The organism is Acidimangrovimonas sediminis (genome assembly GCF_002871005.1).
Classification (GTDB): domain Bacteria; phylum Pseudomonadota; class Alphaproteobacteria; order Rhodobacterales; family Rhodobacteraceae; genus Acidimangrovimonas; species Acidimangrovimonas sediminis.
The window spans coordinates 315,336-339,298 of record NZ_PHSN01000001.1 but is presented as its reverse complement, the minus strand read 5'-3'; the positions used below and the strand labels follow the sequence as shown (position 1 = coordinate 339,298).

Below are 23,963 nucleotides of genomic sequence, written 5' to 3'. Positions count from 1 at the left end.
CCCCCGCACCCACCGCATCCGCGGGGGTTTCACACCCCCGCACCCCCGTGGGATATTTTCACTCAGAAGAAAGCACATCCGTCTCTTCTTCTGAGTGAAAATATCCCGGGGGGTCATTGCCGCCCTCTTCGCTGAAGCGGCGCTCGAATTCGATGAGCCGCTGCTTGCGCCAGAGCCCGCCGCCGTAGCCGGTCAATGATCCGTCGGCGCCGATCACCCGGTGACAGGGCACGATCAGCGCGATCTGGTTGGCGCCGTTGGCACGGGCCACGGCGCGCACCGCGTCGGCGCGGCCGAGCGTGCGGGCAAGTTCGGAATAGCTGCGGGTCTCTCCCGCCGGGATCTCGCACAGCGCCTCCCAGACGCGACGGGAGAACGGGGTGCCGTGCAGCGCGAGCGGCACGGTAAAGCGCGCCGCACGGCCCTCGAAGAATGCCGCGAGCTGTGCCTCGGTCGCGTCGTGGACCGCCGTGCGGCCGATCCCGAGGCGGCCCTTCGCCGCCGCGTGCAGCCGGCGCAACTCGGTGGGCAGCGCCTTGCGGCCGACGAATTCCAGCAGGTGCAGCGCCCGCGCATCGGCCACCGCGATCATCGCGCCCAGCGGCGTCTCGATCCAGCCGGCCGAGAGCAGGGGCGCGCGGTCCAGCGCACCGGGGGCGATGCCCGCCATCCGTGCGAAGGCCTCGCGGAAGGCCGAGGGCGAGGCAAAGCCCGCATCCATCTGCGCCTCGATCACCTTGCCGCCGGCGGCAAGCGTCTTCACGCCCGCCCCCAGCCGCCGCTGCCGGGCCAGATCGAGGAAGGTCATGCCGAAGTGCCGCCGGAAGGCGCGGCGCACGGTCGAGGGATCGTAGCCCTCGGCCACCAGCCGCGCCTCGCTCCACCGGGCGTCGGGATCGGCCCTGAGCGCCTCGACCAGCGGCCGCACCACCGGGTCGCTCTCGGCCTCGGGGCCGAGCGGGCGGCACCGCTTGCAGGGCCGGAACCCTGCCGCCACCGCCTCGGCCGGGGTGACGAAGAAGCGGCAGTTCTCGGGCTTCGGCGTGCGGGCGGGGCAGGTCAGCCGGCAGAAGATCCCGGTCGAGGTGACGCCCACCACCGCCCGCCCTTCCCAGGCCGAATCGCGGCTGTCGAGGGCCGCGTAAAGCACCGCGTCGGGCGGCAGGCGGGTGTCGGCTTGGTCGTGCATCGGGTCGGGCTCCTGCATCGGAACGGGCGGAACGTCCCATGGTTAGCCCTGCAATGCGCGGTTGTCCGCCGGAAACCGTGCGCCACCATGATGTTTCGGACGTTCACGCACAATTTGTCGCTCTTGAACAGGAGACCGAGGTAACCTTTATTAATCTACGTTAAGCGCGGATACATCCGGATGCGCCCGGGTGGGTCGCGCGTTCCGTCGCCGGAACGGTGGGGGCGGGGACTTTGGGGAGACAGCGAATTGCCTGTCCTGATCGTGGAATGTGACGCCGAGCGCAGCCGGCTCTGGCAACAGGCGATCAGCTCTCTGGGGCTGAACGTCACCGTCGTGGGCACCCAGGAAGACGCGATCAGGATGCTGCAGACCCACGATTACAAGCTGATGGTCATGAACCTCGACCTGCAGGGGGCCAGCGCTTTGGCAATCGCGGATTACGCAAGTTACCGTCACCCCGAGCTGCGGATCATCTTTCTCAGCGCGAGCGGCGTCTTCTCGGACGGGTCGATCTTTCAGCATGCGGCCAATGCCTGCGCCTACCTGCCGGCCTCGACGCCGCCATCGGACCTTGCCGCGATGGTCGAGCATTACCGTTCAGCCGCCTGACATCCTGCAAGGCATGCCGCCGGCGGACGGCGGGACGAGCGTGCCCCTGATGCCGGAGGCGCGGCGCCCGCGGGTTTCCCGTCGCTCGGCAGCGGCTGGCGCGCGGGACGGAACCCCGCGATATCCTCGAAGGGCTGGTCCGGGTCGTGGCGGGGCGTCGGCCCAGGTCGCAGCGGTTGACCCGCGCGAAGCAGCAGCGCGTCGGTCCAGATCCCGATGATGGCGTTCAGCATGGCCTTGCCTCCTTTCGGCGCCAGATGACTCCGCTTGCGCCCTGCGCTCAAACGAGTTTACCCTCCGACAGACTTAACCTGAGGTTATGCGACATGCGCCGAGGCCGCCTTCCTCTGACCGCGCTCCGGGCCTTCGAGGCGGCGGGGCGGCTGGAAAGCGTGACCCGCGCCGCCGAGGAGCTGGCGGTGTCGCAGGCTGCGGTCAGCCGCCAGATCCGCGCGCTGGAGGAGGATCTCGGCACCCGGCTGTTCGAGCGCCTGCACCGGGGCCTGCGGCTGACCGAGGCGGGAGGGCGGCTGCAATCGGCGCTGAGCACGGCGTTCGACGGGATCGACGAGGCGCTGGCCGAGGTCGCGACCAACCGCCACGAGGTGCTGACGGTCAGCGCCGACCCCTCCTTTGCCGCCTGCCTGCTGGCCCCCTCCCTCGCCCTGTTCCAGTCCCGCGCGCCGGAAGCCGACGTGGTGCTGAATTCCGACGCGCGGATCGTCGACCTGGCGACCGAGGGCGTCACCTTTGCCATCCGCTACGCCAAGGACCGCGACCACTGGCCCCGGACCGAGGCGAAGTGGCTGTGCAACTCGCGGCTCACCGCCTATCTCTCGCCCGCGCTGGCCGGACGGCTGATCCTCGACCGGCCGGAGGCGCTCCTGCCGTTGCCGAGGCTGCACGAGGACAGCCGCGACCACTGGCAAAGCTGGTTCGCGGCGGCGGGGGTGCAGGTGGCGCCGGATGCGCGGGGAATGCTGTTCAACGACAGTGCCGTCTTGCTGCAGGCGGCGATCGCCGGCCAGGGGGTGGCGCTGCTCGACGAGACGTTCGCCGAAGCGGCGGTGGCGCGCGGCGACCTGATCCGCCCTTTCGCCACCGCGATCCCCGCCGGCGCCTACTGGCTCGTGGCGCGAAGCTTCGCGCGATTGTCCCCCGGGGCACGGGATTTCGCGGCCTGGCTGCAGGAGGTGCTGCGGCCCGGCATCATTTCCGAAAGTTTCGTGAAACCTTAACTTGATCTTTGGCGTTTTCAGAGCAGACTTCGGCGAGAGAGGGAACGAAGATGCTTGAACACCTGCCTGTCGAAGTGCGCCAGGGCCTTGAAATGGCCCGCAAACGTGAAGCCCGCAAGCGGTCGCGCCTGCGTGTGCATGTGGGCGAGACCGTCTATCCGGTGCTGCGCCTGTGGGAGAGCGGGTTTGCCCTCGATGCGGAAACAGACCCGCACCTGCGCGGGCTGGTCGACATCTATGACGGCAGCCGCCACCTCTACCAGGCCCTGATCGTCGCCTCGAACACCGAGGCGGGCGAGGTGGTGTGCGACTTCAAGCGCGCAACCCCGGCCCTCGACCGTGCGCCACTCGATTTCGTGCGGCCGGACGATGCGCCGAGCGGGCTGTTGCCGAAACGCTGAAATCCCGATCGGCACTCTGCGATACGGCGCGCGCCGGGGGCTGATCCGCGCGCGCCAAGGCGCTACCCCAAGGCACTACCCCTTGAGCCGCGCCATCAAGGCGGCATGCAGCCCCGGCGGGGCTGCAAGGATTCCCGCGGCGCGCGGGTCGGCGGTGTTGTAGTTCAGCGCGACGCCGTTCTTGTCGGTCACCTGCGCCCCCGCCTGCCGCGCGATCAGATCGCCCGCCGCGATATCCCATTCAAAGGCCTGCCGCAGGCTCAGCGCCGCGTCGTGCCGCCCCTCGGCCACCAGGCACAGGCGATAGGCCAGCGACGTGCGGAACGCCCGCCGCATCCGGGGCACGCCGCCGGGCCAGTTCCCGGGATCCAGCGTCGCGCCGGAAGTCAGCAGCGTCGCGTCGTCCGGCTCCGACGCGCCCGAGACCCGCAGCACCTCGCCATCGCGCAGCGCCGGACTGTCGAGGCTGGCGGTATAGAGCCGCCCCAGCGCCGGCAGGAACACCGCCCCCGCCACCACCTCGCCGCCGCGCGCCACCGCCAGCGAATGCGCAAAGGTATCCTCGCCCTGCATGAAGGCGCGGGTGCCGTCGATCGGGTCGATGATGAAGACGTATTCGTCGCTCAGCCGGCCGGCCCCGTCCGCGCTTTCTTCGCTCAGCCAGCCGTAGCCGGGCCGCGCCGCGCGCAGCTCGCGCTCCAGCATCCGGTTGACGGCAAGGTCGGCCTCGGTCACCGGCCCGGCACCGTCGGGCTTTTCCCAGCTTTCGGGCGCACGCTGCCAGTAGCTCAGCGCGATCTCGCCCGCCGCCCGCGCGGCATCGGCGAGCAGGGCCAGGTCGTCGTCAGGCGCCGGCAAGCGTCAGCCCCTCGACGAGCAGCGAGGGGACGACGGTCGACAGGTGCAGCCGCGCGTCGTTGGCAGGCACGATCCGGCGCAGCATGTCGCGCAGGTTGCCCGCGATGGTACATTCGTTCACGGGATAGGCGATCTCGCCGTTCTCGACCCAGAAGCCGGAAGCCCCGCGCGAATAATCCCCGGTGGTCGCGTTGATCGACGACCCCATCATCGAGGTGATCAGAAGGCCCGTCCCCATCTCGGCCATCAGTTCCTCGCGCGTCTTGTCGCCCTGGGTCAGCGCGACGTTCGACGTGCCCGGCGACGGCGGCGAGGACATGCCGCGCGCGGCGCTCGCCGTGCTTTCCATGCCCAGCTTGCGCGCGGTGCCGAGGTCGAGCGTCCAGCCCGTCAGCACGCCCTTGTCGACGATCGCGCGCCGGCGCGTGGCCAGCCCCTCGGCGTCGAACGGCCGGGTGGAGCCCGCGCGCGGACGCAGCGGATCCTCGATCAGCGACAGGTGGTCGGGCAGCACCGCCTCGCCCAACGCATCGCGCAGCCAGCTGGCGCCGCGGGCGATCGCGCTTCCGTTGACGGCACCGAGAAGGTGCCCGATCAGCGAGGCCGCGACCCGTTCATCGTAGAGCACCGGGTAGGCGCCGGTCTTCGGCCTGCGCGCCCCGGCCCGCGCGACCGCGCGTTCGCCCGCGGTGCGGCCAATCTCCTCGGCGCTCATCAGGTCGGATTGATAGACCCGGCCGTCGCCATAGCCGTCGCGCTCCATCGTCAGGCCCTCGCCGCTGATCGCGACACAGTGGAGGGCGCGCGAGGTGCGCGCATAGCCACCCTCGAAGCCGTTGGTCTGGGCCAGGTAGATGCGGTTGCGACCATAGCCCGCGCCGGCGCCCTGCACCTGGCTGACGCCGGCGACGGCAAGCGCGGCGGCCTCGGCCCGGCGCGCGTCCTCCTCCAGCGCGGCGGGGTCGGGTTCCGCCGCCGGATCGGCCATCTCCAGCGCCGCGATATCCCAGGCCGTGGCCAGCTGCGACGGCTCGGCAAGACCCACGGTCGCATCCTCGGGTGCCTCGCGCGCCATGGCGACGGCACGCTCGGCCACCGCCTGCACCGTCGCGTCGCGGGTATCCGAGGCCGAGACGCAGGCCTGCCGCTTGCCGATCAGCACGCGCAGGCCCATCTCCACCGCCTCCGAGCGTTCGGCCTGTTCCAGCACCCCGCCCCGCACGTCGATCGAGACCGAGGTCCCCTCGGCCACCAGCGCATCCGCAGCCTCCGCCCCGGCCTTGCGGGCCGCGGAAAGAAGGGCATGGGCGAGGGACTGAAGCTGATCGGACGGATCGGACATGTGCGGCACCTGCATTTCCTGCGTGTAGGCGTTCGGCCTATCTTGCAACCGTCGGCGGCGCAAGTCACCCGGCCAGAGGCCACGCGCCCACCCCTGCCGTCCTGGCAGCGCGCCGAGGGGACGAAACTGCCCCCCTACCGGCCCGCACCGGCCCGGGGCGCCTCCCCCAAGGCTGGCGCGCTCCCGCCGCGCACCGCTCACCGACAGGCGCGCGCCCGGTCGGGGCCCCGCGCAGCGGGCCCCGGCACGCGGGCGGCAGGAAAACACATTTGCCGGTGAACCGGCGGCTTGCATCGTGCGTATGCCTTTCTGAACCCAGCAAAACGCAGCCAGACCCCGAAGCCAGCCCCCGAGGAGCCGCCATGTCCTTCGACGCCCCCATGACCCCGCCGGACCGGCCCGGGCGCCGTATCGCCGTGATCGGCGCCGGAATATCGGGGATGGCGGCGGCCCACCTTCTGGCGCCGGGCAACCGCGTCACGCTGATCGAGGCCCAGCCGCGGCTTGGGGGCCATGCCCGCACCGTGGTCGCCGGCCGGCGCGGCGACCAGCCGGTCGACACCGGCTTCATCGTCTTCAACTATGCCAACTACCCCAACCTCACCCGCCTCTTCGCCGAGCTCGACGTCCCGGTGGAGAAAAGCGACATGAGCTTTGGCGTGACCCTGGGCGGCGGGCGGCTGGAATACGCGCTACGCAACCTGTCGGGTCTGTTCGCCCAGCGCAGCAACCTCGCCTCCCCCGCGTTCCTGCGCATGCTGCGCGACATCCAGCGGTTCAACACGCGGGCCGAATCCGAGGCCGCGGCGGGCGGCCCCGGGATGAGCGTCGACGAGCTGATCGGCCGGCTGGGCCTGGGTGCGGGCTTCCGCCACCACTACCTGCTGCCGATCTGCGGCGCGATCTGGTCGACCCCCTCGGGCGAGGTCGGGCGCTTTCCGGCGCAAAGTCTGCTGCGTTTCTTCCGCAATCACGCGCTGCTCTCGGCGAAGGGCCAGCACCAGTGGTGGACGGTCTCGGGCGGGTCGGTCGAATATGTCCGCCGCCTCGGCCGCCACCTCGAACGCCAGGGGGTGGAGATCCGCCTCGGCTGCCCCGTGGAAAGCGTCGTGCGCAGCGCGGGCGGGGTGATGCTGCGGCCACGCGGGGGCGTGGCGGAACGCTTCGACGAGGTGGTGATCGCCTGCCATTCCGACCAGGCGCTGGCGCTGCTCACCGATCCCACGCGCGCCGAACGCGCGGCCCTGTCCGCCGTCGCCTACCGTCCGAACCGCGCCGTCCTTCATGCCGACCCGGGGCAGATGCCGAAACGCCGGGCCTGCTGGTCCTCCTGGGTCTACCAGGCCGAGGAGATCGGCACGGAAACCGCGGTCGGCGTGACCTACTGGATGAACCGGCTGCAGAACATCCCCGAGGACGACCCGATGTTCGTCACCCTCAACCCGCAGCACCCGATCGACCCTGCCACGATCTACGACGAAGTCACCTTCGACCACCCGGTGTTCGACGGCCCGGCGCTTCAGGCGCAACAGGCGATCGCGGCGGCGAACGGCACCAACCACACATGGTTTGCCGGCGCCTGGCTGCGGTGGGGCTTTCACGAGGACGGCTTCGCCAGCGCCCGGCGCATTGCCCGGGCCATGGACGGCCGCGTCGAAAGGGCCGCTGCATGAGCGTCATGCCCACCCCTTTCCAGCCCGAACCTCGCCGTTTCTCCCCGCCCTCGCCCCCTCGGGCGCAGACCGGAACCGACGAGGAGGCCCGCAGGGCCGAGGACGCGACCTGGCCCGAACACCTTCGCGGCGTGACCACCCATGTCCGGCGCGGCGCCATCGGCCACAGCTTTCGCTACAACGTCGATTATGTACTGATCGACCCCGACAGCCGCCGCGGCCCGGCGCTCTTCTCGCGCAACCGGACCAACCTCGCCTCGGTCCATGACCGCACCCACGGCGGCCCCCGCGGCGCCGGGCGCGGCGCCGACTGGGCGCGCGACGTCTTCGCCCGCGCGGGCCTCGCCCCCGGCTACCGCCTGCGGCTCCTGACCCAGCCACGTCTGCTGGGGTTCTGGTTCAACCCGGTCAGCTTCTGGCTTGCCTTCGCCGAGATGCCGGACGCCCCGCAGGCCCCCGCCGCGCTGCTGGCCGTGATCGCCGAGGTCTCGAATACCTTCGGCCAGCGCCATTCCTACCTCTGCGCGCGGCCCGGCTTCCCGCCGATCACCCCGGCGGACGAGATTGCGGCCAAGAAGGTCTTTCACGTCTCGCCCTTCCAGGACCTGAGCGGCGGCTACCGCTTCCGCTTTGCCGTCACACCGGACCGGATCGCCATCCGCATCCACCTCGGCAATGGCGACGAGGGGGTGATCGCCACCCTCTCCGGCCCGCGCCGCCCGCTCACCAACGCCTGCCTGGTCGGCGCCGCGCTGCGCCGCCCGTTCGGGCCGCTGCGCACGCTGGCCCTGATCTACTGGCAGGCGCTGCGCCTCAAGCTCAAGGGCGCGGCCTATCGCCCCGTTCCCCCCGCCCCGACAAGGGAGGTCACCCGATGATCCCGACCGCCACCCGCCGCCTTCGCCACGGCCTCCTCGACGCCTGCGCGAGGATCGAGACCGGCCAGCTGCGCCTGATCACCCCCGAGGGGCACGTGCACCGTTTCGGCAGCGACGGCCCCGAGGCCGAGCTCACCCTGCACGACTGGACTACCGCCAGCGCCATCGCCGCCCGCGGCGACGTGGGCTTCGGCGAGGCCTATGTCGCGGGCCTGTGGGACACGCCCGACATCGAGGCGGTGGCGACGCTCGCGCTCGACAACCTCACGGCGCTCGGCCCCGCCGCCCGGCCCGGAACCGTCGAGCGCTGGAAGATGGCCGCGATCGACAGGGTGCTCAGGCGTAACACCCGGGCCGGGTCGGCGCGCAACATCCGCGCCCATTACGACGTCGGGAACGAGTTCTACCAGCTCTGGCTCGATCCCTCGATGACCTATTCCTCGGCGCTCTACACCCCCGGGGACACCGACCTCTCCCGCGGGCAGGACCGCAAGTACGACCGCATCCTCGACCGCCTCGACGGCGCGGACGAGGTGCTGGAAGTCGGCTGCGGCTGGGGCGGCTTCGCCGAGCGCGCGGCCGACCAGGGACGCCGCGTTACCGGCATCACCGTCTCGCCAAGCCAGAAGGGCTATGCCGATGCCCGCCTCGACGGCCGCGCCGAGATCCGGCTTCAGGATTACCGCGACACCTCCGGGCGCTACCCCGCCATCGTCTCGATCGAGATGGTCGAGGCGGTCGGCGCGCGCTACTGGCCCACCTATTTCGCCACCCTCAGGGACCGTCTGGCCGAGGGCGGACGGGCCGTGATCCAGGCGATCACCGTGCCCGACGCGCAGATGGCCCGGTACCGCCGCCGCTCCGATTTCATCCGGCAATACACCTTTCCCGGCGGCATGCTCCTGTCCGAAGCCACCATCGCGGAAGAGGCCGGGCGCGCGGGGCTGCGCGTCGCCGACAGCTTCGCCTTCGGCCAGGATTACGCCCGCACCTGCCGCGACTGGCGCGCCGGGTTCGAGGCGGCAGTGCCGAAGATCCTGGCCCAGGGCCATGACGGCGCCTTCCTGAGGACGTGGCGCTATTACCTCGGCATCTGCGCCGCGACCTTCGCCACGGGCCGCACCGATGTCGTGCAGGTGGAGCTTCAGCATGCCTGAGATCCTGACCGATGGCACCTGGACGACGGCCGGTGCCCACCTCGTCGTGGCCTTGGTCGTGGCATTCGTTGCGATCGCCTGCGTGCTGCTCGCGCTGATCCTCCTGCGCGCGCGCCTGTTCTCCTTCCGCGCCCAGCGCCCCGACCATTACGCCGCAACCGCGCCCGGCTTCGACCCGCGCACGGTGCTGAATGGCAAGCTCGCCTCCGAGGGCGTGATCTTCGGTCCCACCGGCCGCGTCGTCTCGCGCTTCGTCGCGACGATGGAAGGCCGCTGGACCGGCCGGACCGGAACGCTGTCGGAACATTTCCGCTACGACAGCGGCACCGAACAGGACCGCTGCTGGACCCTGACGCTGCACGAGGACGGCCGGCTCAGCGCCACCGCCGACGACATTCTCGGCACCGGCACGGGCCAGGCCAGCGGCGCCACGCTGAACCTGAAATACCGCCTGCGCCTTCCGCCGCAGGCCGGCGGCCACGTCCTCGACGTCACCGACTGGCTCTACCTCATGCCCGACGGCACCATCATCAACCGCTCGCAGATGACCCGCTTCGGCCTGCCGCTGGCGGAACTCGTGGCGACCATGCGCCCGCTTCCCGCCGATGAACAGCGTACCTCACGGCCCCCTGCGCCGGCCGCGCCGCAGACCGCCGTGGCCGGAGGATAGCGCGATGGGCGAACGCTGGTGGATCCTCGGCGCAAGCGCCGGTCTCGGCGAAGCGGTCGCGCGGGCGCTGGCCGCCGAGGGCGCGGAACTCGTGCTGAGCGCGCGCGGCCGCGACAAGCTCGACCGCCTGGCGGCAGACCTGCCCGCAGCCCGCGCCCTTCCTCTCGACGTGACCGACGCCGAAGCGGTCACGGCCGCGCTGCCCGAGGCCTTCGACGGGCTGATCTACTCGGTGGGCTTCTACGAGCCGATGAAAGCCACCGCCTGGGATACCGCGACCGCGGTGAAGATCACCGAGGCCAACTACATCGGCCTGCTCAACGTCCTGGGCGCGGCCCTCCCCGCGATGCGCGCCCGCGGCCGGGGCCGGATCGTGCTGATCGGCTCGGTCGCGGGGTTCCGCGGCCTGCCCGGCGCGATCGGCTACGGCGCCAGCAAGGCCGCCGTGATCCACCTGGCCGAGAACCTGCGCGCCGACCTCAAGGGCACCGGGATCCGCGTGCAGCTCCTCAATCCCGGCTTCATCGACACCCAGCTGACCCGGAAGAACGACTTCAGGATGCCGATGCTCATGACCCCGGAGAAAGCCGCCTCCCACGTCGTGAAGGCCCTGAAGACCGACCGCTTCTCGACAAGCTTCCCCGCACCCTTCTCGACCCTCTTCGAACTCGGCCGCCTCCTGCCCATCGCGCTCTTCCAGCGCCTCTTCAAGACCTGACGCCACCTCCCTTTCTGCTCGAAAATATCCCGGGGGGAGGCGCGCGCAGCGCGACGGGGGGCAGCGCCCCCCCCTCGCCCCCCCGCCACGGGGCGCATCAGGAGGCGCATAAGGCGGACATACGGGCCACTTCAGCCGATCACCTCGAACCGGTCCACGTCGACCATCCCGTGATCGGTGATCTTCAGATGCGGGATCACCGGCAGCGCGAGGAAGGCCAGCTGCAGGAACGGCTCTTCCAGCTCCACCCCCAGCCCCGCCGCCGCGGCACGCAAGCGCACCAGCCCGTCGCGCACCACCTCGAACGGCTCGAGGCTCATCAGCCCCGCGACCGGCAGCGCGACCTCGGCCAGCACCGCGCCATCGCGCACCACGACGAACCCGCCCTCGATCTCGCCCAGCCGGTTCGCGGCCAGCGCCATGTCGGCGTAATCGGCGCCCACCACCGCGATGTTGTGGTGATCGTGGCAGACGGTCGAGGCGATGGCTCCCGCCTTAAGCCCGAAACCGCGCACGAACCCGGTGGCCATGTTGCCATTCACCCCGTGCCGCTCGATCACGGCGATCTTCACGAGGTCGCGGTTCAGGTCCGGCCGCTTGTCGCCATCCACCGGGGCGATCTCCTCGACCAGGTGCTCGGTGATGATCTTGCCCGGAAGGATGCCGATCACCGGCGTCTCGGCGCGGTTACCGGCGGTGCGGAAATCCTGCGGACCGACCTTCCGCGCCTTCACCGAGTGCCGCGCCACCGGCGCGATCAGCTCACGCGCCGCAAAGGCCGCATCGCCCACCTCGACCCCGCCGCAGATCACGCCGCGCGCGTTGCACCCCTCAAGGCTGTCGATCCGCACGATGTCGGCGCGCTTGCCCGGCGCGATCAGCCCACGGTCCTTGAGGCCAAACGCCTCGGCCGCCGACAGCGACGCCGCGCGGTAGACCGCCAGAGGCGCGGCCCCCAGCGAAATCGCCGTACGGATCATGTAATCCAGATGCCCGTGCTCGCCGATGTCCAGCGGGTTGCGGTCATCCGTGCACAGGCACAGGTAGGGCGAGAACCGCTCGGTCAGCAGGGGCGCCAGCGCGTGCAGATCCTTGGACACCGAGCCTTCGCGGATCAGCACGCGCATCCCCTTGCGCAACTTCTCCAGCGCCTCCTCGGCGGTCGTCGCCTCGTGCTCGGTCCGGATCCCCGCGCTGATGTAGGCGTTCAGGTCGCGGCCGCGCAGCAGCGGGCAGTGACCGTCGATATGCCGCCCGCGGAAGGCCTCCAGCTTCGCCATGCAGCCCGGGTCGCGGTGAATCACGCCGGGGAAGTTCATGAACTCGGCCAGCCCGATCACCCGGGGATGATCCATCAGCGGGATCAGATCTTCGGCCTCCAGCCGCGCGCCCGCTGTCTCCATGTGGGTCGAGGGCACGCAGGACGACAGGTTCACACGGATATCCATCACCGTGCGGCTTGATGCCTCGAGGAAGTAGCGGATCCCCTCGATCCCCGCCACGTTGGCGATCTCGTGCGGGTCGCAGATCGCGGTGGTGACGCCCCGGGGGCCGACGCAGCGGTCGAATTCGAACGGCGTGACGGCCGAGCTTTCGATATGCAGGTGGGTGTCGATGAAGCCGGGCACGAGGATCTCGCCGGTGCAATCGATCACCCGGGCGCCCTCGTAATCGGCGAAGGTGCCGACGATGGTGTCGCCGCAGATCGCGACATCGGTCTCGACGAGCTCCCCGGTGATGAGGTCGAAGACGCGCCCGCCCTTGAGCACGAGGTCCGCGGGCGTCTCGCCCCGCCCCTGCGCGATCGCCCGTTCCAGATCCGCCGTCATCGCCTGCCTCCTTGCGTTTGCCCCAGATGACAGGCTTTGGCGGCCGAGGTCCAGCCCCGCGGCACCGCCTCTTCGGGCGCCTCCGCCCCCTCATCGTCGCCCCTCATCACCTCCCCGCCCTGCCGCATGCCGACGACGCACAGCGAAGCGCACGAGGAGGCCGCCACTCTCAACCCCGTCTCCCGGCCCCCGTCCGCCGTCTCCCGTCCCCCGTCTCCCGGCCCCGTCTCCCGGCCCCCGTCTCCCGGCCCCCGTCCCGCGTTCAGGCGTTTCGCCCTTTTCCCTCCCCGGCAAACCTGCTTCACAGGCCCGTGGGGCGCGCCGCCCCGGGGAACATGCCATGCGTCCGCTTCGCGGCATCGCGCTCAAGATCGCCTCGGTCACCGTGCTGATCGGGATGTCCACGCTGATTAAGATGGTCTCGGACCACGTCCCCCCGGGCGAGGTCGTGTTCTTCCGCTCGCTCTTCGCGATCCCGGTGATCGTGGTCTGGCTCGCGCTTCGCCATGAGCTCCGCACCGGGCTGCGCACCCGGGTGCCGCTCGGCCACGTCTGGCGTGGCGTCGTCGGCACCACCGCGATGGGGCTGAGCTTTGCCGCACTCGGCCTCCTGCCGCTGCCCGAGGTCACCGCGATCGGCTATGCCGCGCCGCTGCTCGTCGTGATCTTCGCCGCCATGTTCCTCGGCGAGGAGGTGCGCGCCTTCCGGATCTCGGCGGTGGCGCTCGGGATGGCGGGCGTTCTCATCGTGCTGGCGCCGCAGCTCGACAGCCTGTCGGGCGGCGGGCTGGACGGAACCGCGACGCTGGGCGCCATCCTGATGCTGGGCTCGGCGGTTTTCGCGGCCCTCGCGCAGGTCTTTGTGCGCAAGCTGGTGTCGACCGAGAAGACCGCGGCGATCGTTTTCTACTTCTCGGTCAGCGCGACCGTGCTGTCGTTCGTCACCCTGCCCTTCGGATGGGTCGTGCCGACCGCGGGCGAGGCCGCGCTCCTGATCCTCGCGGGGCTGATGGGCGGGGTCGGGCAGATCCTGCTGACCTCCTCCTACCGCGAGGCCGACGCCTCGCTGATCGCGCCGTTCGAATACACCTCGATGCTGCTCGCGCTGGCGCTCGGCTACGCGGTGTTCGGAGAGATCCCGGGGCTCACCACGCTGGGCGGCGCCGCGCTCGTCGTGACCGCCGGCATCGCGATCATCTGGCGCGAGAGCAGGCTGGGCCTGGAACGCGTGCGACAGCGCAAGGCGATGACACCGCAGGGCTGAGACGCCGCGGAGCTGACCTCCCCCCGGCGCGGGCCGGCCCAGCCCTGACCGGCGCCACAATGGCCAGCCCGGACCGCTGCAATCGGAAGAGGCCGAAGAGACCAGGGTGGTCCGCACAGAGAGACCCCACGGCCGCCAGAGCGAAACCGACGGGGAAACGCCACCGGGCAACCGGCCGCGAAAGGACCAGGGTGCAGGGCCGTGGACCATGTGCCGCGGTCCGCTAATCGCCCCCCTCGCCTTGACTTGGCCCCCCGCCCTCCCCCATCTAGGTCGAGGACAGTCAAGATATCGGGCGGCCCGGCCGCACCGCACATAAAAACCAAGAGAACGCCCGGGATGCCCCTAGCCCTGATCGCCGCGCTGCCATTTCTCGGCGCCCTTCTGCCCGGACTGATGGCGCGTGCGGGCCGCAACACCGCCGCCCTCGTGACCGGGGCCGTCACCGCGCTGGCGCTTCTGGGCCTCGTGCTGCACGCCCCCGCGGTGATTGGGGGACAGGTGCTGCACCAGCACATCGCCTGGGTGCCGCAGATCGGCCTCAACGCCGATTTCTTCCTCGACGGCCTGGGGTTCCTCTTCGCGCTCCTGATCCTCGGGATCGGCCTGCTGATCGTGATCTACGCGCGCTTCTACCTCGACCCGAGCGAGAACACGGGCGAATTCTTCACCTACCTGCTGCTGTTCCAGGGCGCGATGCTGGGCATCGTGCTGACCGACAACGTGCTGATGCTGCTGGTTTTCTGGGAACTTACCTCGCTCAGCTCCTTCCTGCTGATCGGGTTCTGGAAGCACCTGGCCGAGGGTCGGCAGGGCGCGCGCATGGCGCTGACGGTCACCGGCATGGGGGGCCTGTCGATGATCGCGGGGATGCTGATCCTCGGTCATATCGTCGGCAGCTACGACATCTCGACCATCCTGCAGCACGCGGAAGAGATCCAGGCCTCGCCGCTGTTCCTGCCAGCGATGATCCTGGTCCTGGTCGGCGCCTTCGCCAAGTCGGCGCAATTCCCGTTCCACTTCTGGCTGCCCCACGCCATGGCGGCGCCCACGCCGGTCTCGGCCTACCTGCATTCGGCCACCATGGTGAAGGCGGGCCTCTTCCTGATGGCGCGGCTCTGGCCGGTGTTCGCCGGGCGGCCCGAGTGGTTCTACGTGGTGTCGACAGTGGGCCTCGTGACCATGGTGATGGCGGCGAAGATCGCGCTGTTCAAGGACGACCTGAAGGCGCTGCTGGCCTATTCCACCGTCTCGCATCTGGGCCTCATCACCTTCCTCTTCGGCCTCGGCACCAAGGCGGGGGCGATCGCGGGCGTCTTTCACATCATCAACCACGCCACCTTCAAGGCCGCGCTCTTCATGACCGCGGGCATCGTCGACCACGAGACCCACACCCGCGACGCGAAGCGGCTGGGCGGCCTGATGACGCTGATGCCGATCACCTTCACCATCGCGACAGTGGCCGGCCTTTCCATGGCCGGGATCCCGCCCTTCAACGGGTTCCTGTCGAAGGAGATGATGCTGGAGGCCGCGGCCCATACCGGGTGGTGGGGGCTTGACTGGATCGTGCCGCTGGGGGCGACCGTGGGCGCGCTCTTTTCGGTGGCCTATGCGCTGCGCTACGTGGCGCATGTCTTCCTCGGGCCGGTGCGCGACGATTATCCCACCCAGCCGCACGACCCGGTGCCGGGGATGTGGATCTCTCCGGCCATCCTTGCCACGCTGGTGATCCTGATCGGCCTCTTCCCGATGACCATGGCGGGCTGGCTTGTGACGGCGGCGGCCAGTGCCGTCACCGGCGCCGAGGTCCACCCGCATATCGTGCTCTGGCACGGGATCACCCCGGCGCTGTGGATGTCGGTCATCGCCATCGCGGGCGGCGCGCTGCTGCTGGCTTTGCACGCGCCGCTGAACCGGCTATGGGAGGCCACGCCGAAGCCCCACGCGAAGGCGATGTTCGACGCGGTGATCGACTGGGCCGCCCGGGGCGCGCGTGGCTTGACGCAAGGCCTGCACAACGGCGCGATCAGCCGCTACCTCGCGATCTTCTCGGTCGTCGTGCTGGTTGCCGGTGTCTGGGCTTTCTTCACCGGCGCCTACAGCCCCGGCACACGGCCGATGACCCCGCTGGAGCCGGTCCCCGTCATCGCCTGGTTCGCGCTGATGGCGGCGACGGTGGCGGTGGTGCGTTATCACCACAACCGACTTCTGGCGCTGGTGCTGGTGGGGATCATCGGGCTGATGGTCTCCATCGCCTTCGTCTACCTCTCCGCCCCCGACCTGGCGCTGACCCAGATCTCGGTCGAGGTGGTCACCGTGATGCTCCTGCTGCTGGCGCTGAACTTCCTGCCCAAGGACAGCCCGCGCGAAAGCTCCGCCCCGCGCAAAACCCGCGACGCGGTGATCGCAATTGCAAGCGGTCTGGGCCTCGGCGGGCTGATCTACGCGCTGATGACCCGGGATTTCGCCTATCCGACGATCTCCGACTGGCACATGGCCCATTCCAAGGCCGAGGCGGGCGGCGAGAACGTGGTCAACGTGATCATCGTGGACTTCCGCGGCTACGACACCTTCGGCGAGATCACCGTTCTGGGGATCGCGGCGCTGGCGATCTACGCTTTGACCGACGCCCTCCTGCGGGGGCCGGCGAACGCGAGGCTGCGCGGTTGGGTGCCCGATCTGAAACGGGCCGGCGACCGGCATCCGCTGATGCTGGTGGTGGCAACGCGGGTGATGATGCCAATCGCGGTGCTGGTCGGCGCCTTCATCTACCTGCGCGGCCATAACGAACCCGGCGGCGGCTTCGTCGCGGGTCTGGTGATCGCGATCGCGCTGCTGATGCAGTACATGGCGTCGGGCTTTGCCTGGGCGCATCTGCGGCAACGCGCGAACTACCAGAACCTGATCGGCTTCGGCGTGCTTCTGGCCGCGGCCACCGGGATCGGCGCCTTCTTCAACGGGCGGCCGTTCCTGACCTCGGATTTCGGCCATTTCTACCTGCCCTGGCACCTGGGCGAGTTCGAGCTGGCCACCGCCATGGGCTTCGACGCGGGCGTGTTCCTGACCGTGGTCGGTGCGGTGATGCTGGCGCTGGCCAGCCTGTCGCTGATCGCCCGGCGCGCGGGCGAGACGGTGAACCAGACCCCCATGAGCACCGATCCGAGCAAGGCGAAGACCCCCGAGGAGAAGGCGAACGCCTTGGACGAGGCCGCCGCCGAACCCCACGACGACGCCTCGGAGGAGCATTGAAATGGAGCTTCTCGTTGCAAGCGCGGTAGGCCTGATGTCGGCGGCGGGGATCTACCTCGTCCTCAGGCTGCGCACCTTCCCGGTGATCCTCGGCCTCGCCATGCTGTCCTACGCGGTCAACCTCTTCCTCTTCGCCACCGGCCGCATCGTGGTGGGCGAACCGGCAATCCTGTCGCTGCATCTGAACCATTACACCGACCCCCTGCCCCAGGCGCTGGTGCTGACCGCGATCGTGATCTCCTTCGGGATGACCGCGCTCGTCGTCATGCTCTCGCTCGGCGCCTACCTCGAGACCGGCAACGACCGCATCGACATGGTCGACGAGGTCGAGAAGCCGCAGATCGACCCGGAACACATGCCCGCCCCCAGCGCCCCCGAAAGACACCCCGCCGGGCAGGAGCCGCAACGATGATCGCGACCCTGCCCTCCCTGGCCCTCTCCTCCCTGACCCTCACCGCATCCGCCGCGACCGAGGCGGTCTCGCAGGCCGCAGGCCACGCGACCACCCAGGTCGCGACCGCGGCCGCCGGCGCCCCCGTCGATCCGGTCAGCCACTGGATCATCGCGCCGGTGCTGCTGCCGGCGGTGCTGGCGCCGCTGATGGTCCTCCTGATGCGGTTCGACCTCCTGTTGCAGCGGGTCTTCTCGCTGGCGGGGGCGGTCGCGCTGGCGGGCCTCGCCGCCTGGCTGATGGCCGATGCCAGCACCGGACACATCGTCGACTACCGCCTCGGCAACTGGCCGGCGCCCTTCGGCATCATCCTCGTGCTCGACCGGCTGTCGGCGCTGATGCTGACGCTGACGGCGGGGTTGTCGGTGCCCGTCCTCCTCTATGCCATCGGCTCCAACTGGGATACGCGGGGGCGGCATTTCCACGCCCTCTTCCAGTTCCAGCTGATGGGGATCAACGGCGCCTTCTTGACCGGCGACGCCTTCAACCTGTTCGTCTTCTTCGAGGTGCTGCTGATCGCTTCCTACGGGCTGATGATCCACGGCGGCGGGGCCGAGCGGATGAAGGCGGGCGTGCAATACGTGGTCTTCAACCTCGCGGGCTCCACCCTCTTCCTCTTCGCGCTCGGCACGATCTATTCCGTCACCGGCACGCTGAACATGGCCGACCTGGCCGAGAAGGTGGCGCATCTGCCCGCTGGCGATGCCGGGCTGATCCGGGTGGGCGCGATGCTGCTGATCCTGGTCTTCGCGGTGAAAGGCGCGCTGGTGCCCCTGCAGTTCTGGCTGCCCAACACCTATTCCCACGCGCCGGGGCCGGTGGCCGCGCTGTTCGCCGTGATGACCAAGATCGGCGCCTATGCGATCCTCAGGGTCTACACCCTGATCTTCCCGCCCACGACGCCCGCCACCGGCACCATGTTCGCCGATATCCTGCTGCCCGCCGCCCTTGTCACGCTGGCGATCGGCATGATCGGGATCATGGGCGCGAAGCAGATGGCCCGGATGGTCAGCTTTGCCGCGATCGGCTCCATGGGGACGCTCTTCATCGCCATCGCCCAGTTCACGCCCGCGGGCAATGCCGCCGCGCTCTACTACACCGTGCATTCGACCCTGGCCGCCGCGGCGCTGTTCCTGATCACCGATCTCACCATCGCCCGGCGGGGTGAGTTCGGGGGCGCGCTTCGGGCCGCGCCCAAGATCACCCAGAGCGGGCTGATCGCCGCCCTCTTCTTCGTCGCCGCCATCGCCACGGCGGGGATGCCGCCGCTCTCGGGCTTCCTCGGCAAGCTGCTGGTGATGCAGGCGACATGGAACGCGCCGCTCCGCTGGTGGATCTGGGGCGCGATCCTCGTGACCTCGCTGATCTCGATCGTGGGCTTCGCCCGCGCCGGCAGCTCGCTCTACTGGAAGGCAAACGCGATCGCCCCGGGCGGGCGCCTCTCGGTCCCGGAAGAACGGCCTTTGCTGCCCTTCGTCGCCACCGGCATGCTGCTGGCCGGGCTGGTCGCGCTGACCGTCTTCGCCGGGCCCGTGACGCACTGGATGCAGGGCACCGCAACGCAGCTGCTGGACCGCACCGCCTATATCACCGCCGTCCTGGGCCACCGGTAGGAGACGCGCATGATCCTCACACGGCTCTTTCCCCACCCGCTGCTGACGCTGCTGCTCACCGCCTGCTGGATGATGCTGCAGAATTCCTGGAGCCCGGGCGCGATCCTCTTCGGTCTGATCCTCGGCATCCTCGTGCCCTTCCTGACCCAGCGCTACTGGCCCGACCGGCCGCGCCTGCACCACCCGCTGAAGATCGCGGAATACATCCTTGTCGTCCTCTACGACATCGTCATGGCGAACTGGACCGTGGCGAAGATCGTCGCGACCATGCCCAACGACAAGCTGCAACCGGCCTGGATCTCGATCCCGCTGGACCTGCGCTCGCCCGAGGCGATCACCGTGCTGGCCGGCTCGATCACCCTGACGCCGGGAACCCTGACGGCCGAGCTCAGCTCGGACGCGCATGCGCTTCTTGTCCATTGCCTCCACGCGCCCGACCCCGACGCCGTGCGCGACGAGATCAAGTCGCGCTACGAACGCCGCCTGATGGAGATCTTCGCATGATCCACTACGCCATGACCTTCGCCCTGGCCTGTTTCGGTTTCGCGCTGATCCTCAACCTCTACCGCGTGTTCCGCGCGCCGGGGGTGCCCGACCGGGTCCTCGCCCTCGACACCATGGTGATCAACACCATCGCCCTGCTCACCCTCTTGGGCATGATCGAGGGCACCACCGTCTATTTCGAGGCCTCGCTGCTCTTCGCCATGGTGGGCTTCGTCTCGACCGTGGCCTACGCGAAGTTCATGCTGCGCGGCGACATCATCGAATAGGGGACAGGGATGAACATGGCCTTCGACATCGCGGTCTCGATCCTGCTGGTCATCGGCGGGCTTCTGGGGCTGATCGGGTCCTTCGGTCTGGTCAAGCTGCCCGACCTGATGACCCGGCTGCACGCGCCCACCAAGACGACGACGCTGGGGGTTGGATCGGTGCTGATCGCCTCGATGCTGTGGTTCGCGGTGCGCGAGGGGGAGGTGAGCTTCCACGAACTCCTGATCTCGATCTTCCTCTTCGTGACCGCGCCCCTGACCGCGAATTTCATCGCCAAGGCGCACCTCCACCGCGAGGGCCACAAGGAAGACCTCCCCGAGGTCGGCGACGGCACCGTCTGGGCCGGTCAGCTGGCCCCCGAGGACGAAGAGATCGACGAACCCCACTTCCTCCCCGAAAAGGGCGTGGGCGACGCACTCTGATCCGCGCCCCCGCCCCCCTTTCATTGTTCCCCAAATACGCAAACCCCGCCTCCGCCCCGCGCCCCCCATCGCGAAGCTGAGAGCGGCCGACGCGTCCCCGGCAGGGCCGCCCTTCTGCCTGCCTCCCCCCCTGTCACCCTTCCTGCCACCCTTCCGGCCACCCCTCCCTGCCCCCGCGTCCCGCCTTGCCAAGCCGCCCCGCGCCGTGCCAGTTTCGCGCCCTGCCCGAGGGAGGACACATGCAGACCGACAACGCCCATCCGGCGGCACCGGCGGCGGCCGCAACTGCGTCGCAGCTTCCGCAAGTCACCCCGCCGCACGGCCACCCGCGCAATCCCGGCCAGCCGCTTGACCTCGACTGGGTCGCCCGCGTCCAGGCCAACACCCCCGCGATCGAGCGCCGCGCGGCCACCCTGCCCGGCCGCCGCTCGGTCAAGAAGGAGTATCAGGCCGCGTGGCTGTGCAAGGCCGTCAGCCTGATCGACCTCACCACCCTTGCGGGCGACGACACCGAGGGCCGCGTGCGCCGCCTCTGCGCCAAGGCGCGCCAGCCGGTGCGTCCCGACCTCTTGCACGCGCTGGGGATGGAGGGGCTCACCACCGGCGCCGTCTGCGTCTACCACGAGATGGTGGAAACCGCCGTCCGCGCGCTGGAGGGCACCCGGATCCCCGTCGCCGCCGTCTCCACCGGCTTTCCCGCGGGTCTGTCGCCCTACCGCCTGCGCATCGCCGAGATCGGCGAGAGCGTCCGCGCAGGTGCGAAGGAGATCGACATCGTCATCTCGCGCCGCCACGTGCTGACCGGCAACTGGCAAGCGCTCTATGACGAGATGCGCGAAATGCGCGAGGCCGCCGGAGAGGCCCATATCAAGGCAATCCTCGCGACCGGCGAACTCGGCACCCTGCGCAACGTGGCCCGCGCCAGTCTGGTCTGCATGATGGGCGGCGCGGATTTCATCAAGACCTCGACCGGGAAGGAGGGCGTGAACGCCACCCTTCCCGTCTCGCTGACCATGATCCGGGCGATCCGCGACTATGAGGCCGCGACCGGCTACAAGGTGGGCTACAAGCCCGCGGGCGGGATCTCAAAGGCCAAGGATGCGCTGGTGTACCTGAGCCTCATGAAGGAGGAGCTGGGCCTTCCCTGGCTGCAGCCCGACCTTTTCCGCTTCGGTGCCTCGTCGCTGCTTGGCGATATCGAGCGTCAGCTGGAACACCATGTCACCGGCCAGTATTCGGCCGCCAACCGCCACGCGATGGGGTGAAGCCATGACAATCCGCGACATCTTCGACGCCATGTCCTATGGCCCCGCCACCGAAAGCGCCGCCGAGGCGATGGCCTGGCTCGACACCCATGGCCGCCGCTTCGGCCATTTCATCGACGGCGCCTTCACCCAGCCAGGCGAGTCCTTCGCCACGATGAACCCCGCCACCGGCGAGACGCTGGCCGAGGTGACGCAGGGCAGCGCCGATGACGTCGCCCGCGCTGTGGCGGCGGCGCGCAAGGCGCAGGCGCCGTGGGCGGCGCAAAGCGGCCACCAGCGGGCGCGCGTGCTTTATGCGCTGGCGCGGCTGATGCAGAAACACGCCCGCCTTTTTGCCGTGCTGGAAACCCTCGACACCGGCAAACCCATCCGCGAGAGCCGCGACATCGACGTGCCGCTGGTCGCGCGGCATTTCTACTATCACGCGGGCCTTGCCCAGCTCATGGATGCCGAGCGCCCGGGGATGGAGGCGCTTGGCGTTTGCGGCCAGATCGTGCCGTGGAACTTCCCCCTGCTGATGCTGGCATGGAAAGTGGCCCCCGCGCTCGCCGCCGGCAACGCGGTGGTGCTGAAGCCTGCCGAATACACGCCCCTCACCGCCCTCCTCTTCGCCGAGATCAGCCGCGAAGCGGGGGTGCCGAAGGGGGTGATCAACATCGTCACCGGGGATGGCGAGACCGGTGCGGCGCTGGTCGTGGCGAAGGTCGACAAGATCGCCTTCACCGGCTCGACCGAGGTAGGGCGGAAGATCCGGGAGGAGACCGCGGGCCGGGGCATCGCGCTGACCTTGGAGCTGGGCGGCAAGTCGCCCTACATCGTCTTCGACGACGCCGATCTGGACAGCGCGGTCGAGGGGTTGGTGGATGCGATCTGGTTCAACGGCGGGCAGGTCTGCTGCGCCGGCTCGCGCCTCTTGGTGCAGGAAGGTGTGGCTGCGCGTTTCCACACCAAGCTGCGCGCCCGCATGGACACGCTGCGGGTGGGCGATCCGCTGGACAAATGCATCGACATGGGCGCGATCGCAGGCCCGGTGCAGCGTGACCGCATCGCCGCGATGGTCGCCGCGAATGCCGAGGGTGACACCCATGTCGCGGCCTGCGCGGTGCCCGAGGGCTGCTTCTACCCGCCGACGCTGATCGCTGGCCTGTCGCCCTCCAACCCGCTGATGCAGCAGGAGGTGTTCGGGCCGGTGCTGGTCTCGTCCACCTTCCGCACGCCGGGTGAGGCGACGGAGATGGCAAACAATTCGCGCTATGGCCTTGCCGCCTCGGTCTGGACCGAGAACGTGAACCTTGCCCTCGACATGGCGCCGAAACTGGCGGCCGGGGTCGTCTGGATCAACGGCACCAACATGTTCGACGCCGCTGCAGGTTTCGGCGGCGTGCGCGAAAGCGGCTTCGGCCGCGAGGGCGGATGGGAGGGGCTGATGGCCTATCTGCGGCCCGCCCGGACGCCCCGGGCGCTGAAGCCCGTAGCACCCAACCCCGCCCCCGCGTCCGCCAAAGTCGAGGGGATCGACCGCACCGCGAAGTTCTATATCGGCGGCAAGCAGGCCCGGCCCGACAGCGGCTATTCCACGCCGGTCTGGGGCGCGAAGGGTCGGCTGCTGGGACATGTGGGCACAGGCAGCCGCAAGGACATCCGCAACGCGGTGGAAGCCGCGCGCGGCGCCAGGGGCTGGGCGAAGACCACTGCCCACAACCGCACGCAGGTGCTCTATTACATCGCCGAGAACCTTTCCGCCCGGGCCGTGGAATTCGCGGCACGGCTGAAGGCGATGACCGGCAAGGCGGGCGAGGCCGAGGTGGAGGCGGCGATCTCGCGCCTGTTCACCTACGCCGCCTGGGCCGACAAGGTCGAGGGGGCGGCGAAGCCGGTGCCGATGAAGGCGCTGGCGCTGGCGCTGCGCGAACCCGTGGGCGTGATCGGCGCGCTCTGCCCCGACGAGGCGCCGCTGCTGGGCCTCGTGTCGGCGATGGCGCCGGCGATCGCGATGGGCAATGCCTGCGTGCTGGTGCCCTCCTGCGCGCATCCCCTGATGGCGGCGGATCTGGCCCAGGTGCTGGACACCTCGGATCTGCCCGGGGGCGTGGTGAATTTCGTCGCCGGCCCGGCCGCGGATCTGGCGGCGGCCCTGGCCGGGCACATGGATGTGGATGCGGTCTGGAGCTTCTCCTCGGCCGATATCTCGGGCCTCGTCGAGCGTCTCTCGGCCGGGAACCTGAAACGGACATGGGTCAACGACGGCCGCGCGCGGGACTGGTTCGGGGCCGAAGGCGAGGGCCGGGAATTCCTGGCGCAGGCGGTGGAGGTGAAGACCGTCTGGGTGCCCTACGGCGAGGGCTGACCGTGCGTGGCAGGCA

Annotated in this window: 21 protein-coding genes; 17 read left to right on the top strand and 4 right to left on the bottom strand. The window is 69.7% G+C overall.

What is annotated here, in order from left to right; genetic code table 11:
- Positions 1-58: 58 nt before the first annotated feature.
- Positions 59-1,189 carry a bifunctional transcriptional activator/DNA repair enzyme AdaA gene (locus CVV76_RS01485; RefSeq protein WP_102222832.1) on the bottom strand — a complete coding sequence of 377 codons (1,131 nt, stop codon included), beginning with the start codon at positions 1,187-1,189 and terminating at the stop codon, positions 59-61.
- A 249-nt stretch (positions 1,190-1,438) separates the two neighbouring features.
- Here CVV76_RS01485 and CVV76_RS01480 point away from each other — a divergent pair, with 249 nt between their 5' ends.
- From CVV76_RS01480 to CVV76_RS01465, 3 genes are all read left to right on the top strand, one after another.
- Positions 1,439-1,801: a response regulator gene (locus CVV76_RS01480; protein WP_102222831.1), complete on the top strand. Its 363-nt coding sequence runs from the start codon at positions 1,439-1,441 to the stop codon at positions 1,799-1,801.
- Positions 1,802-2,127: 326 nt separating this feature from the next.
- A complete protein-coding gene (locus tag CVV76_RS01470; RefSeq protein WP_102222829.1) occupies positions 2,128-3,039 on the top strand; it encodes a LysR substrate-binding domain-containing protein in 912 nt (303 codons plus the stop codon).
- Positions 3,040-3,089: 50 nt separating this feature from the next.
- Positions 3,090-3,440: a hypothetical protein gene (locus CVV76_RS01465; protein WP_102222828.1), complete on the top strand. Its 351-nt coding sequence runs from the start codon at positions 3,090-3,092 to the stop codon at positions 3,438-3,440.
- Positions 3,441-3,515: 75 nt separating this feature from the next.
- Here the strand turns inward: CVV76_RS01465 and CVV76_RS01460 are convergent, their stop codons facing one another.
- On the bottom strand, positions 3,516-4,298 hold the full coding sequence (locus CVV76_RS01460; RefSeq protein ID WP_102222827.1) for a 3'(2'),5'-bisphosphate nucleotidase CysQ: 783 nt from the start codon (positions 4,296-4,298) through the stop codon (positions 3,516-3,518).
- On the bottom strand, positions 4,285-5,640 hold the full coding sequence (locus tag CVV76_RS01455; RefSeq protein ID WP_102222940.1) for a TldD/PmbA family protein: 1,356 nt from the start codon (positions 5,638-5,640) through the stop codon (positions 4,285-4,287). Before CVV76_RS01455 ends, CVV76_RS01460 begins: the two co-directional genes overlap by 14 nt.
- Before the next feature lie 362 nt (positions 5,641-6,002).
- On the opposite strand from CVV76_RS01455, the gene CVV76_RS01450 reads away from it, so the two are divergent.
- From CVV76_RS01450 to CVV76_RS01430, 5 genes are read left to right on the top strand one after another with little or no spacing between them, the layout of a single operon-like run.
- Positions 6,003-7,313 (top strand): NAD(P)/FAD-dependent oxidoreductase, encoded by a 1,311-nt coding sequence (locus CVV76_RS01450; RefSeq protein WP_102222826.1) that lies wholly within the window; start codon positions 6,003-6,005, stop codon positions 7,311-7,313.
- Entirely contained in the window at positions 7,310-8,191 is an 882-nt protein-coding gene (locus CVV76_RS01445) for a DUF1365 domain-containing protein (RefSeq protein ID WP_233192660.1), read from the top strand. Before CVV76_RS01450 ends, CVV76_RS01445 begins: the two co-directional genes overlap by 4 nt.
- Positions 8,188-9,348, top strand: coding sequence for a class I SAM-dependent methyltransferase (locus CVV76_RS01440; RefSeq protein ID WP_408607868.1), 1,161 nt, complete (start codon positions 8,188-8,190; stop codon positions 9,346-9,348). Before CVV76_RS01445 ends, CVV76_RS01440 begins: the two co-directional genes overlap by 4 nt.
- A complete protein-coding gene (locus CVV76_RS01435; RefSeq protein ID WP_102222825.1) occupies positions 9,341-10,018 on the top strand; it encodes a DUF3833 domain-containing protein in 678 nt (225 codons plus the stop codon). The genes CVV76_RS01440 and CVV76_RS01435 overlap by 8 nt, the downstream gene beginning before the upstream one ends.
- Positions 10,019-10,022: 4 nt before the next feature.
- Positions 10,023-10,736, top strand: coding sequence for an SDR family NAD(P)-dependent oxidoreductase (locus CVV76_RS01430; RefSeq protein WP_102222824.1), 714 nt, complete (start codon positions 10,023-10,025; stop codon positions 10,734-10,736).
- Positions 10,737-10,867: 131 nt separating this feature from the next.
- Here CVV76_RS01430 and ade read toward each other — a convergent pair whose 3' ends face one another.
- Positions 10,868-12,565, bottom strand: a complete 1,698-nt coding sequence (gene ade, locus CVV76_RS01425; RefSeq protein WP_102222823.1) for an adenine deaminase — start codon at positions 12,563-12,565, stop codon at positions 10,868-10,870.
- Positions 12,566-12,905: 340 nt separating this feature from the next.
- Between ade and CVV76_RS01420 the strand changes: the two genes are divergently transcribed.
- The 9 genes from CVV76_RS01420 to CVV76_RS01380 all read left to right on the top strand — a co-directional run bounded on the left by CVV76_RS01420 (position 12,906) and on the right by CVV76_RS01380 (position 23,947).
- Entirely contained in the window at positions 12,906-13,829 is a 924-nt protein-coding gene (locus CVV76_RS01420) for a DMT family transporter (RefSeq protein WP_102222822.1), read from the top strand.
- Between the two features lie 339 nt (positions 13,830-14,168).
- Entirely contained in the window at positions 14,169-17,078 is a 2,910-nt protein-coding gene (locus tag CVV76_RS01415) for a monovalent cation/H+ antiporter subunit A (RefSeq protein WP_102222821.1), read from the top strand.
- 1 nt (position 17,079) lies between these two features.
- On the top strand, positions 17,080-17,490 hold the full coding sequence (locus CVV76_RS01410; protein ID WP_102222820.1) for a Na+/H+ antiporter subunit C: 411 nt from the start codon (positions 17,080-17,082) through the stop codon (positions 17,488-17,490).
- Positions 17,487-19,142 (top strand): monovalent cation/H+ antiporter subunit D, encoded by a 1,656-nt coding sequence (locus tag CVV76_RS01405; RefSeq protein WP_199178461.1) that lies wholly within the window; start codon positions 17,487-17,489, stop codon positions 19,140-19,142. The genes CVV76_RS01410 and CVV76_RS01405 overlap by 4 nt, the downstream gene beginning before the upstream one ends.
- Before the next feature lie 9 nt (positions 19,143-19,151).
- Positions 19,152-19,646, top strand: a complete 495-nt coding sequence (locus CVV76_RS01400) for a Na+/H+ antiporter subunit E (RefSeq protein ID WP_102222819.1) — start codon at positions 19,152-19,154, stop codon at positions 19,644-19,646.
- A complete protein-coding gene (locus tag CVV76_RS01395) occupies positions 19,643-19,912 on the top strand; it encodes a K+/H+ antiporter subunit F (protein ID WP_102222818.1) in 270 nt (89 codons plus the stop codon). The genes CVV76_RS01400 and CVV76_RS01395 overlap by 4 nt, the downstream gene beginning before the upstream one ends.
- Before the next feature lie 9 nt (positions 19,913-19,921).
- Complete coding sequence (locus tag CVV76_RS01390; protein WP_102222817.1) at positions 19,922-20,335, top strand: Na+/H+ antiporter subunit G; 414 nt, start codon at positions 19,922-19,924, stop codon at positions 20,333-20,335.
- Between the two features lie 239 nt (positions 20,336-20,574).
- Positions 20,575-21,600: a deoxyribose-phosphate aldolase gene (gene deoC / locus CVV76_RS01385; protein ID WP_102222816.1), complete on the top strand. Its 1,026-nt coding sequence runs from the start codon at positions 20,575-20,577 to the stop codon at positions 21,598-21,600.
- Positions 21,601-21,604: 4 nt separating this feature from the next.
- On the top strand, positions 21,605-23,947 hold the full coding sequence (locus CVV76_RS01380) for an aldehyde dehydrogenase family protein (RefSeq protein ID WP_102222815.1): 2,343 nt from the start codon (positions 21,605-21,607) through the stop codon (positions 23,945-23,947).
- The last annotated feature ends 16 nt before the right edge of the window (positions 23,948-23,963 follow it).